This is a genomic window from uncultured Methylobacterium sp., assembly GCF_964242245.1.
GTDB lineage: Bacteria > Pseudomonadota > Alphaproteobacteria > Rhizobiales > Beijerinckiaceae > Methylobacterium.
This window is the reverse complement of sequence record NZ_CAXTBY010000009.1, coordinates 59,032-70,741: the sequence shown is the minus strand read 5'-3', so window position 1 is coordinate 70,741 and position 11,710 is coordinate 59,032. Positions and strand designations below refer to the sequence as shown.

At 70.2% G+C, this 11,710-nt stretch carries 11 protein-coding genes; 7 read left to right on the top strand and 4 right to left on the bottom strand.

The genetic code is table 11. From position 1 onward, the window contains the following. Positions 1–528, top strand: a 528-nt coding sequence (locus tag ACFE8Y_RS04320; RefSeq protein ID WP_375463158.1) for an SbcC/MukB-like Walker B domain-containing protein, incomplete at its 5' end; no start/stop codon positions are given. A 199-nt stretch (positions 529–727) separates the two neighbouring features. Here the strand turns inward: ACFE8Y_RS04320 and ACFE8Y_RS04315 are convergent. Further along, positions 728–943 carry a hypothetical protein gene (locus ACFE8Y_RS04315; protein ID WP_375463157.1) on the bottom strand — a complete coding sequence of 72 codons (216 nt, stop codon included), beginning with the start codon at positions 941–943 and terminating at the stop codon, positions 728–730. 433 nt (positions 944–1,376) lie between these two features. On the opposite strand from ACFE8Y_RS04315, the gene ACFE8Y_RS04310 reads away from it, so the two are divergent. Continuing rightward, positions 1,377–1,601, top strand: a complete 225-nt coding sequence (locus ACFE8Y_RS04310) for a hypothetical protein (protein WP_375463156.1) — start codon at positions 1,377–1,379, stop codon at positions 1,599–1,601. Positions 1,602–1,603: 2 nt separating this feature from the next. Then, entirely contained in the window at positions 1,604–2,305 is a 702-nt protein-coding gene (locus ACFE8Y_RS04305; protein ID WP_375463155.1) for a J domain-containing protein, read from the top strand. A 138-nt stretch (positions 2,306–2,443) separates the two neighbouring features. Here ACFE8Y_RS04305 and ACFE8Y_RS04300 read toward each other — a convergent pair whose 3' ends face one another. Continuing rightward, entirely contained in the window at positions 2,444–3,916 is a 1,473-nt protein-coding gene (locus ACFE8Y_RS04300; RefSeq protein ID WP_375463154.1) for a serine hydrolase, read from the bottom strand. A gap of 419 nt (positions 3,917–4,335) precedes the next feature. Between ACFE8Y_RS04300 and clpS the strand changes: the two genes are divergently transcribed. The 4 genes from clpS to ACFE8Y_RS04280 all read left to right on the top strand — a co-directional run bounded on the left by clpS (position 4,336) and on the right by ACFE8Y_RS04280 (position 9,141). After that, positions 4,336–4,737 carry an ATP-dependent Clp protease adapter ClpS gene (gene clpS, locus ACFE8Y_RS04295; protein WP_375463162.1) on the top strand — a complete coding sequence of 134 codons (402 nt, stop codon included), beginning with the start codon at positions 4,336–4,338 and terminating at the stop codon, positions 4,735–4,737. Between the two features lie 25 nt (positions 4,738–4,762). Then, positions 4,763–7,243, top strand: coding sequence for an ATP-dependent Clp protease ATP-binding subunit ClpA (gene clpA, locus ACFE8Y_RS04290; protein ID WP_375463153.1), 2,481 nt, complete (start codon positions 4,763–4,765; stop codon positions 7,241–7,243). 149 nt (positions 7,244–7,392) lie between these two features. Beyond that, positions 7,393–7,662 carry a hypothetical protein gene (locus tag ACFE8Y_RS04285; RefSeq protein ID WP_375463152.1) on the top strand — a complete coding sequence of 90 codons (270 nt, stop codon included), beginning with the start codon at positions 7,393–7,395 and terminating at the stop codon, positions 7,660–7,662. Positions 7,663–7,830: 168 nt separating this feature from the next. Next, positions 7,831–9,141: a flavin monoamine oxidase family protein gene (locus tag ACFE8Y_RS04280; RefSeq protein WP_375463151.1), complete on the top strand. Its 1,311-nt coding sequence runs from the start codon at positions 7,831–7,833 to the stop codon at positions 9,139–9,141. A 107-nt stretch (positions 9,142–9,248) separates the two neighbouring features. On the opposite strand, the gene egtD is transcribed toward ACFE8Y_RS04280, so the two are convergent. Beyond that, positions 9,249–10,259: an L-histidine N(alpha)-methyltransferase gene (gene egtD, locus ACFE8Y_RS04275; RefSeq protein WP_375463150.1), complete on the bottom strand. Its 1,011-nt coding sequence runs from the start codon at positions 10,257–10,259 to the stop codon at positions 9,249–9,251. Between the two features lie 27 nt (positions 10,260–10,286). Continuing rightward, positions 10,287–11,549, bottom strand: coding sequence for an ergothioneine biosynthesis protein EgtB (egtB, locus tag ACFE8Y_RS04270; RefSeq protein ID WP_375463149.1), 1,263 nt, complete (start codon positions 11,547–11,549; stop codon positions 10,287–10,289). Between the last annotated feature and the right edge of the window lie 161 nt (positions 11,550–11,710).

Here is an 11,710-nt window from a genome sequence, read left to right as displayed (position 1 = left end):
GTGACCGCGCTGATCGCGGGCGCCGACGACGCGGCGCGGCTGGCCGACTACCGCAACTACTTCGTCTACGAGATCGGGATGCGGGACGCGGCAGGCAACCGCACCACCATGTCGAGCCGGGCGCTGCGCGGCTCCGGCGGCGAGGCGCAGGCGCCGTTCTACGTGGCGATCGCCGCCTCGCTCGCCAGCGCCTATTACCCGGGCGACCGGCCGGGCGACGAGAATGCGGGATTCGGCCTGTGCCTCCTCGACGAGGCGTTCTCGAAGCTCGACGTGCGCAACAGCCAGGCGCTGGTCGATCTCTACGCGGCCTGGGGACTGCAACTGCTCATCGCCGCGCCCGAGGACAAGCGCACGACGCTGACCGAGGTGATGGACACCATCGTCACCGTCTACAAGAGCCCGGATCTCGCCTCGGTCCGCATCGAATCCGAGCATCCGCTGGAGGCGGCCAAGCGCGCCCTGCGGGCGATCAATCCGGAGCGCCGCACGCCCGGCGGTCCGCCCGAGCGCGATGCGGCCGAATGACGAGGCGCCGCCGGCGCGAAAGCGATCGGGGGAAAGTTCGGCCAGCGGCGCCGGCCCGGCGAGAGGGGGGAACTCGCCCAGCCGCGCGCAGCGTAGGGACGTCGGGACGGGCTGACACTCACATTTGTCAAGGACCAGCGGGAAGCACGTGCGCGCGCCTCGTCGCGGTCGGTTCCCTGTCAGCGCGCCCCGGCATCGATCAGTTGAGGTAGGTGCGAATCCAGTTCGGGGAGAGGATCTCGCCCTCCTCCGTGATGATCCAGGGCTGCTTGGCCGGATCGGTCAGCGCACCGGCAGCGGCGGCGATCGCCTCGCGCAGGGTCTCGAAGCGCTTCGGCTGCGCCAGCGGCGAGCTCTCCGGCAGGGTGCGCCAGATCGTCAGGTCGGCGGGTCGTTCCAGGGCTTCGGTTTCCATCTCACACGTCCTTCAGAACCGGTTCTGTCCGCTCGGGCGCCCCCGGCCGGCGCGTCGGCCGACCTGAGAGGTGTGCAGCGTATTTGCTCAGGGATCGAAGCATCTCTGAGGCAGCTTCGCGATCGTTTCGACTCCCTCGACAGGAACCAGCCACGATTGGGTCGCAAATCGCTCACGTCGCAGCGTTCGCCGACGGCGTAACAGCTTCGCGAGCACCCCCCGGTTGCTCATCTCGTCTTGTGGCAAGTGTCGTTCTGAGGAATGACCATTTCGTTAGCGCGTTCGCTCAGGCCGAACGGTGCGGCGTCACACCTTCACCGTTCCCTCGCCCGAACGTTGAAGCTTCGGCACTGAACGCCACGTTAAGCATTGGCGGGTTGCGGTCCGGCCGAGGGCTCGTATCACCGCGGCGGAGTTCGCGGAGGACCGCTCCATGCTTCTGTTCCTGATTTTGGCCCTGGCCGCTCCGGCGCGGGCGGGCGAGGCATTGCAGCGCCCGCGCCTCTGCCCCGAGGGCGTGCGCCTGCCGCCGCGGCCCGGCTGCGGCTCCCGGGAGACCGCCGGCGCGCGGCGCGAGGACGGCTTGCGCGATCTCGGCAACGGGACCAGCCTGCGGATCGGCGGCCGGGCCGGCGCCGTCTACGACACCCGGCGCTGAGGATGGGTCTCGCCCTCGGGCTGCTGGCCTGCCTCGGCCTGTGGTGGTTCTCGAAGAACGCCCCGCGGCTCAACCCTGCGCTGAGCGCTCGCCTCGCGCGACGTGTCGGCGCCTGGGGGGCGCTGGCGCTCGCAGCGATCCTCCTGCTCCGCGGACAACTCGGCCCCGCGCTGGTCGTCGGCCTCGGCGGCGTCTGGCTGCTCGAAGGACCCGAGCGGCTCGGGGCGCGGCTCAAGCGCCTGATGCCCGGCGCACGCCCCCGGCGTCACCGCTCCGGCCTGATCGAGCCGGAGGTTCGGGACGGCGGCGTCGTAGACGGCCTCGTGCGCGCCGGGCCCTATGCCGGCCGGCGGCTCCGCACCCTCGCGCCGGCCGATCTCTTGACGATGCTGCGGTTCTGCCGGGCGCAGGATCGCGACGGCGCGGCGCTGTTAGAGGCGTATCTCGACCGCGGGCATCCCGGCTGGCGTGTAGACGCTGAGCGCGATGGAGACGCGGGGCCGTCCCGCCCGCCGCAGCCAGGGGCGATGACGCAGGACGAGGCCTATCAGGTCCTGGGGCTTGAGCGCGGGGCGACCCCAGAGGCCGTCCGCACGGCTCACCGGGCGCTGATGAAGCAGGCCCATCCCGACCAGGGGGGCAGCGCCGAGCGTGCGGCCCGCGTCAACGCGGCCCGGGACAGGCTGACGAACCGACATCGCTGAGACTCCACGCGCGTTGCCAGGTGGTTTTACGAAGTTCCGCCGACGGTCGAGGCCGACCGTGGCCCCGTGGACGAAGGCATCGCCCATCCGCCGGTCTTCAGGATCGCGCCCGTGCCGGGCAAGCGGCCGTTGAGACGTTCAGCTTCGAGTGGCGAAGCAACTGAAGCCGTTGCGCTTGAGCGCGGAGCAGGCATCCTGCGCAGCGTCCTGCTCCTGGAAGCCGGAGAAGCGGGCCCGGTACAGGGTGGCGCCGCTGTGCTCGACCTTCACCGTGTAGGGCGCCGCCTTCGAAAGGCTGCCGCCGGTTCGCGCGCGGGCGTCGGCGAGCATCGCCTTGGCCTTGGCCTCGTCGTCCATGGCGCCGAGCTGGATCACCCAGGGGGTCGGAACGACCCGCGAACCGCCGACCGGCTTCGGAGCCTCGGCGTGCGCGGTCGGCCCGTCGGCGGAGGCGACGCGCGCCCCGGGGAAGGCACCCTGCGGGGCTGCGGCACCGGCGTAGGCGCGGGCGGCCTTCGGAAGCGCCTGGGCGCCCGCCTTCCAGGCGCCGGCGCTTCCCGGCGTGACCGTGGAGCGGCCGGGCGTGATCTCGAGCGGCTCGCCCGCATCGGTCGAGCTCGTGGTCTCGACCTCGTCGTCCTCGGCGGACGCCACCTGCGTCCGGGTGCGCGACACGGCGTCGGCGACGACCGCGGGGCGGGCGCGCTCGGCGACCTCGACGGTCGCGGGCGCTTGACGGGCGCCGGCATAGGCGCGCGGCAGGCTCGCCCGAACGAGGTCGGCCATGATCCGGTCGCGGCTCGCGCCCGACTTGCCCCCGAGCACGATCGCCACGATCTGGCGGTCGTCGGACTTGGCCGCCGTCATCAGGTTGAAGCCAGAATCGCGGGTGTAGCCGGTCTTGATGCCGTCGACGCCCTCGACGCGGCCGAGCAGGTGGTTGTGGTTGCCGATGGTGCGGCCGCGGAAGGCGAAGGCGCGGGTCTGGAAGTAGCGGTAGTAGCGGGGAAACCGGTCCTGGATCGCGCGGGCCAGGATGGTGAGGTCGCGCGCCGTGGTGATCTGGTCGGCGTCCGGCAGGCCCGAGGCGTTGGCGTAGTGCGTCCGGCTCATGCCGAGGGCGTGGGCCTTGGCCGTCATCGCCTCGGCGAAGCGCTCCTCGCTCCCCGAGATGTTCTCGCCGATGGCGCAGGCCACGTCGTTGGCCGACTTGGTGACGATGGCCTTGATCGCGTCCTCGACCTCGATGGTCGAGCCGGGGCGGAGCCCGAGCTTCGACGGCGCCTGCGCCGCGGCGCGGGCGGAGATGGTGAGTTCGGAATCGAGCGCGAAGCGGCCCTTCTCCATCTGCTCGAACAGCATGTAGAGGGTCATCACCTTGGTGATCGAGGCCGGGTGGCGCAGCGCATCCTCGTTGACGGCGTGGAGCGTCTTGCCGGTCTTCACGTCGACGACCATCGCGGCGTAGGGCGGGCTGTAGCCGCCGCCGGGCCGGACGTGGTGGCCGCGGCGGCGCGCCTCGGCCGGCGAGGCGAGCGCCGTCAGGACGGCGGCCGCGGCGAGGGCTGCCGAGATGGGCACCGCCCGGGAACGGTTGGGAAGGCTACGCATGACGACTCATCGCCCTCGACAGACCGGCCTGGACCGGTTTGCATCGCACCGTGTTCCGTCGGGATGAGCCCTGCGGCGTCGCCCGATCACGTCTATCGAACACGGTAGGTCTGCGCAGTTACGGCGCAGTTAATGGCTTGCCGCGCTTTTGCACCGCGGGTTTGCGCGGCAACCGCGCTTGGCCATAATCCGCCCCGGACGCGATGAATCCCAGATCGATCCGGGTTTTGGCTGCGATCACCGGGGGTTCGCAGGCCGTCCTGCATCGGGTGCCGTTGCCCTCGGACAGTTGCGCGCAGATGGCTGGCGAAATTGCGCGCCGCCCTCTAGATTGAACGCGACGCAATGGGGCGCCCCCGCATCTTGCAGAGGGCCCCGCCGCCTGAGGAATCGGTTCGATCACGATGCCAGACGTCCCGATGCGGGGCACCGCCCATCCCTTCGCCGCCGAACGGACGTTCGAATCCAGCGCGGCTCGGCGCGCGACCACGGCCTCGAACCCGCGGGCGCCGGGGGGAGACGACCGCTCCAACACGGCGATCATCACCCGCACCAAGCCGAAGACCAAGAGGCCGAGCCTCTACCGGGTCCTTCTCCTGAACGACGACTACACGCCGATGGAGTTCGTCGTGCTCGTCGTCGAGCGGTTCTTCAACAAAACCCAGGAAGACGCCTACCAGATCATGATGCACGTCCACCAGAACGGTGTCGGCGAGTGCGGGGTGTTCACTTACGAGGTCGCCGAGACCAAGGTGACGCAGGTCATGGACTTTGCCCGCAAACACCAACATCCTCTGCAATGCGTCATGGAAAAAAAGTAGGCTCACGCAGCAAAAGGCCCGAGCATTGCCCAGCTTCTCCCGCAGTCTGGAACAAGCCCTGCACCGCGCCCTGGCGCTCGCCGGGGAACGCCGCCACGAGTACGCGACGCTGGAGCACTTGCTCCTCGCCCTGGTCGACGATCAGGATGCCGCGGCCGTAATGCGGGCCTGCAACGTCGAGATCGACACGCTGAAGCGCAGCCTCGTCGAGTACGTCGACACCGAGCTGTCGAACCTCACCGGCGACGGGCGGCAGGACGCCAAGCCCACCGCCGGCTTCCAGCGCGTGATCCAGCGCGCGGTGATCCACGTCCAGTCCTCGGGACGCGAGGAGGTGACGGGGGCGAACGTCCTGGTGGCGATCTTCGCCGAGCGCGAGAGCCACGCCGCCTACTTCCTGCAGGAGCAGGACATGACCCGCTACGACGCGGTCAACTACATCAGCCACGGCATCGCCAAGCGCCCCGGCGCCTCGGAAACGAAGCCCGTGCGCGGCGCCGAGGAGGAAGGGTCCTCCGAGCGGCCGAGCGACGACGGCGAGAGCCGCACCAAGAAGAAGGGCGACGCGCTCGACGCCTACTGCGTCAACCTCAACAAGAAGGCCCGCGACGGCAAGATCGACCCGCTGATCGGCCGCGAGACCGAGGTGCAGCGCACGATCCAAGTGCTCTGTCGTCGCCAGAAGAACAACCCGCTGCTGGTGGGCGATCCCGGCGTCGGCAAGACCGCGATCGCGGAAGGGCTCGCGCGCAAGATCATCCAGCACGAGGTGCCGGAGGTTCTGGCCGACGCCACCGTGTTCTCGCTGGACATGGGAACGCTGCTTGCCGGCACGCGCTACCGCGGCGACTTTGAGGAGCGCCTCAAGCAGGTGATGAAGGAGATCGAGGCGCACCCGAACGCGGTGCTGTTCATCGACGAGATCCATACCGTGATCGGCGCCGGCGCCACCTCCGGCGGGGCCATGGATGCGTCGAACCTCCTCAAGCCCGCGCTCGCCGCCGGGACGCTCCGCTGCATCGGCTCGACCACCTACAAGGAGTACCGCCAGTACTTCGAGAAGGACCGGGCGCTGGTGCGCCGCTTCCAGAAGATCGACGTCAACGAGCCGTCGATTCCCGACGCGATCGAGATCGTGAAGGGGCTGCGCCCGTACTTCGAGGAATTCCACAAGCTCAAGTACACGGCCGAGGCCGTCAAAGCTGCTGTGGAGCTATCCGCGAGATACATCAACGACCGCAAGCTGCCCGACAAGGCGATCGACGTGATCGACGAGACCGGCGCCTCGCAGATGCTGGTGCCGGAGGCGCGGCGTAAGCGCGTCATCGGCATCAAGGAGATCGAGGCCACGATCGCCACGATGGCCCGCATCCCCCCGAAGACGGTGTCGAAGGACGACGCGGTGGTGCTCCAGCACCTGACCGAGAACCTCAAGCGCGTCGTCTACGGCCAGCCGAACGCGATCGAGGCCCTGACCTCGGCGATCAAGCTGGCGCGCGCCGGACTTCGCGACCCCGACAAGCCGATCGGCTCGTACCTGTTCGCGGGGCCGACCGGCGTCGGCAAGACGGAAGCCGCCAAGCAGCTCGCCTCGTCGCTGGGCGTCGAGATGCTGCGCTTCGACATGTCGGAGTACATGGAGCGCCACACGGTGAGCCGCCTGATCGGCGCGCCGCCCGGCTACGTCGGCTTCGACCAGGGCGGGCTGCTGACCGACGGCATCGACCAGCACCCGCACTGTGTGTTGCTGCTCGACGAGATCGAGAAGGCGCACCCGGACCTGTTCAACATCCTGCTGCAGGTGATGGACCACGGCAAGCTCACCGACCACAACGGCAAGCAGGTCGATTTCCGCAACGTGATCATCATCATGACCACGAACGCGGGTGCCTCCGACATGGCGCGCTCGGCCTACGGCTTCACGCAGATGAAGCGCAGCGGCGACGACGTGGAGGCGATCAACAAGCTGTTCGCGCCGGAATTCCGCAACCGGCTGGATTCGATCATCTCCTTCGGCCATTTGCCGAAGGATGTGGTTGCCAAGGTGGTCGACAAGTTCGTCCTCCAGCTCGAAGCGCAGCTCGCCGATCGCAACGTCACCATCGAGCTGTCCGACGAGGCGCGCGAGTGGCTGGTGGAGCACGGCTACGACGATGCGATGGGCGCGCGTCCCATGGCGCGGCTGATCCAGTCGACCATCAAGACCCCGCTCGCCGACGAGGTGCTGTTCGGGCGCCTCAAGAGCGGTGGTGCCGTCCGGGTCGTGGTACGCAAGCCCGAGGATGCGGAGGCGAAGGCCGGCGGCAAGGAGGCCCTTGCCTTCGAGTTCCCGGCCGGGCCCGTGACGCCGAAGCCGGAGAAGGACGTGACCAACGCGGTCAAGAAGCACAAGCGCGCCAAGCCCAGGACCGCGGCGCGCAAGAAGCTGCCTAAGGACGACAAGGGTGGCGGAGGCGGGTCCGGCGGCGTTCGAACCGTGCCCAAGGTGCCGCTCGTCCGAGCCTGAGCCGTCCTCGGTGCCGAGCGGCTCAGGGCCTCGGAACGCTCATCGCGCCTGGGCCTTGCGCTTGACCATGATTGAGGCTTTGGGAGGCGGAAGCGCGGGTAGGCGGACGCGGCGGTGCCGCGAGGGGACGTGACGATGAACGACTTGCGATGAACGACTTGCATGAGGGTCCCCTCACCCCTGTCGCCAATCCAGTCGTGGCTCCACCGAAGGCGATGACGCGGCGCGAGGAGCGTCGCCGCCGCCGCACCCGCCGCCGACGGGGCGAGGAGATCCTCGCCTGGGTGCTGGTCCCGCTGATCTGCTTCGGGCTCTACTGGGGCATCGCGACGGGGTTCGAGATCATGGGCACGTCCCCGGGACAGGTCTGGGACCAACTCATGCAGGTCAAGGCGATGATGGAGAAGCGCGGGGCCTGACCGCCTCGCAGCCGCCGCACTAGGCTCAGTCCGCCGACCACCAGACTCCGTACGTGGTTTGCGCCCAGCGTGCGCCGGCTCGTGAGGAAACTGCGACGCCACGGGACCCCTGAGCAAGGGCGGCGCGCACGCGCGAGCCGGGACCGCTTCAGCACCATTGGACACGCCATGCGCCCGACGCGCCGTTCTGTCCTGATCGGATCGGCCCTGCTTGCCTCACCCGGCGTGCGGGCGAGCCGACGCGACGGGCCCGTCGTCGTCATCGGCGCTGGGGCGGCGGGCCTTGCCGCCGCGGGCGTTCTCCGGCGTGCGGGCCGCGCCTTCACCCTGATCGAGGCCCGTGGACGCATCGGCGGCCGCGCCCACACCGATGCGAGCCTAGGCGCCGATGGCTCCTTCGATGCGGGCGCCCAGTACATCCACTGGGCCGAGCGCAACCCGTGGGCGGCGATCGCCAACCGGGACGGCATCCGGATCGCCGGCCAGGAGGGATGGGCGCGAACCCTGTTCGTCGACGGCCATGCCGCCACCGACGACGAGCGCGCGCGCCGTCGGGCGGCGTTCTCCGGCCTCGATGCGGCCGTAAAGCCGCCGGCAGACCGCGACCGGTCGATCGCGGAGGGTGCGTCGGCTGCCGGCCCGGACATGGTGGACGCCGCCGCCGGCCTGTGCCGCCTGTCGCTCGGCGAGGAGCCCGAGCGCGTCTCCAGCGTCGACTACGATCGCCTCTGGTCCGGCACGGACCTCTGGGTCGACGGCTACGGCGCCCTGATCCGACGGACGTTCGCCGCCATGCCGGTCGCCCTCGACACCGTGGCCGCCGCCATCGACTGGTCGGGCGACGGCGCCCGGGTCGCGACGAACCGCGGCACGCTGGACGCGGCGGCCGTCATCCTCACGGTCTCCGTCGGCGTGCTCGCGGCGGGATCGATCCGCTTCACGCCGTCGCTGCCCGCCGCGACGCAGGCCGCGCTGAGCGGTCTCGGCATGGGCGCCTACAGCAAGATCGGCCTGCGCCTCGATCCGGCCCGGATCGACCTGAAGGCGGTCGGCGATGCGGTCTCGGTGGCGCGCAAGGGTGACGCCGACCTAACGATCTACTTCGAGATGTCGCCGTTCGACCGGCCGCTGGCGGTGGCCAACCTCGGCGGCGACGGCTCGCGGGCGCTCTGCGCGGCCGGCGAGGCGGCGGCCGTCGCCGAGGCGACCGACCGGCTGGTGGCGATCCTCGGGAGCGGCGCCCGCGGCGCCGTTACCGGTGGGCGACTCGCCGGATGGTGGACCGACCCGTTTGCCCGCGGCAGCTACTCCGTCGCCAAGCCCGGCCACGCCGACGCGCGCACTGCGCTTCAGCAGGCGGTCGGCGAGCACGTTTTCCTGGCCGGGGAAGCGCTGGCCGGGGGCGGTGCCATGACCGTCGGCGGCGCGACCCTCGACGGCGAGCGCGCGGCCCGCGCCGTGCTGCGCCTGCTCGGCTAGAGCATTTTCCAGCGAGGTGGATGCCGGCTCGCGTGAAGACAATGCGACCATGCACGGAGTCAGAGCATTTTTCGTGATCCGAAGATCATAGAAAATGCTCTGGGCGTTCACGCGCGCCGGAGGGCATGGACCGAGAACAGCGCGTCCGGATCGGTCCAGACCGCCACCGGGGTCCAGCCGGCCCGCGCGGCCAGCGCCCGGAACCCGTCGATCGTATACTTGTAGCTGTTCTCGGTGTGGATCGTCTCGCCCTCGGCGAAGGCGAAGGCGCGGCTGGCGACCGTCACGGTCTGGTCGGCCCGGCTGACGAGGTGCATCTCGATGCGCGAGGCGCGCGCATTGAACACCGCCCGGTGCGCGAACGCGCCGAGTTCGAAGGTTCCCGACAACTCGCGGTTGATGCGGGCGAGGAGGTTGCGGTTGAAGGCGGCGGTGACGCCGGCGCGATCGTCGTAGGCCGCCTCCAGCACGCCGCGGTCCTTCACGAGGTCGACGCCAACGATGAGCATCGCACCGGCACTCAGGACCTTGCCGAACGATTCCAGCAGGCGCGCGGCCTCCGGCGGCTCGAAGTTGCCGATGGTCGAGCCGGGAAAGAACCCGGCATGTGCGCCCTCGCCGAGATCGGCCGGCAGGGCGAAGGCCCGCGTGAAGTCCGCCGCGATCGGCGCGATGCGCAGGTGCGGGAAGTCGGCCTGGAGGGCCTCGGCCTCACTGCGCAGGAAGGTTTCCGACACGTCGACCGGAACGTAGGCGGCCAAGTCGGGCAGGTGCGCGAGCAGGCGCCGGACCTTCACGGTCGAGCCGCTGCCGAACTCCACCAGCGCCGCGCCGCGCGGCAGGAGGGCGGCGATCTCCGCGCCCCGCGCGTCGAGGATGCCGAGTTCGGTCCGCGTCGGGTAGTATTCCGGCTGGCGGGTGATCGCCTCGAACAGGTCGGACCCGGCGGCATCGTAGAAGTACTTGGCCGGCAGCGACTTCTGCGGCCCCGCGAAGCCGGAGACGAGATCGGCGAGGAACGCCCTCGCGTCGGGCAGGACTTGGTTGTCAGGTAGGACTTGGTTGTCAGGCAATCGGGACAGCGGCGCGGCGTCCGCGAAGACGGGCTTGATGGTCACGCGAGGAACTCCGGGGGCGGGGGTCGGTCAGGCGCGGTGCTGCGCGAGGCGAAGCCCCGTGAACTGCCAGCGCTGATGCGGGTAGAAGAAGTTGCGGTAGGGCAATCGCGCGTGCCCCTCCGGCGTCGCGACGGACGAGCCGCGCAGCACGAACTGGTTCGACATGAACTTGCCGTTGTACTCGCCGAGCGCCCCGGGCAGCGGGCGGTAGCCGGGATAGGCGGTGTAGGCGCTCCGGGTCCACTGCCAGACGAGGCCGAAGGCGTCGTCGAGGCCGTTGTCGCGCGCCGCCACCTCCCACTCGAACTCCGAGGGCAGGTCGCGGCCGGCCCAGCGGGCGTAGGCGTCGGCCTCGTAGTAGCTGACGTGGGTGACGGGCTGGTCCGGATCGATCGGGCGGCGGCCGGCCAGCGTCATGCAGGTCCAGCCGGCGTCGTCCCGGCTCCAGTAGCCCGGGGCCTCCCAGCCCTCGGCCTGCGCCGCGAGCCAGCCGTCCGAGAGCCACAGGTCGGTGCGGCCGTAGCCGCCGTCGGCCATGAAGCGCAGCCAGTCGGCGTTCGTCACCAGGGCCCGGTCGATCGCGACCGGCAGGATCAGGCTGTCGTGGCGCGGATGCTCGTTGTCGAACGAGAATCCCTCGCCCGTGTGACCGATCTTCGCGATGCCCTGCGCGAGGTCGACCGCGCCCGTCCGGCCCTCGGCCTCGGGCAAGCGCCACGCGGCATCGTAGACGGGACGGAGCGGGTTCTGCGCGAAGGCGTGCAGGATGTCGGTGATCAGCAGCTCCTGGTGCTGCTGCTCATGGTAGAGCCCGATCTCCAGGATCGGCAGCACCGCCTCGAGGGCGCCGGGCGCGGCCTGCGCCAGCAGGGTCTCCACCGCCCAGTCGACGTGGGCCCGATAGCCCGCGACCTCGTCGGCGGTCGGCCGCGTGATGAGCCCGCGCATGATGCGCGGCTGCCGCGGGCCGGCCGCGACGTAGTACGAGTTGAACAGGTAGTGCAGCCGCTCGTCGTGGATCGTGTAGCCGGGCAGGTGCGCGCGGAGCAGGAACTGCTCGAAGAACCACGTCGTGTGGGCCCGGTGCCACTTGGTCGGGCTGGCATCGGCCATCGACTGGACCTGCTGATCCTCGGCCGAGAGCGGCGCGGCGCGGCGCTCGGTCTCCGCGCGGACGTGCGAGAACGCCGCGATCCACGCCTGCCGGTCCACCGGCCGGGCGCCGACCGGCGGCGGCGGAAAGGCCGGCGCACGCGCGTCGGATTCGCGAAGTGCCGCTGTCGCTGCCATGCCGTGTCCCCACATCCTCGGCCGCACACGTCGCCGACGGCCGCATGAGATATGCGTCGCGCCCGGGGCGGCAACACCGGCGCGGCAATTGGGTTCGGTGAAACCGCCCTGAAACGAAGGTTGCGCACAGTCCGCTCGCGGAGATCGGGGACGGTGACGCG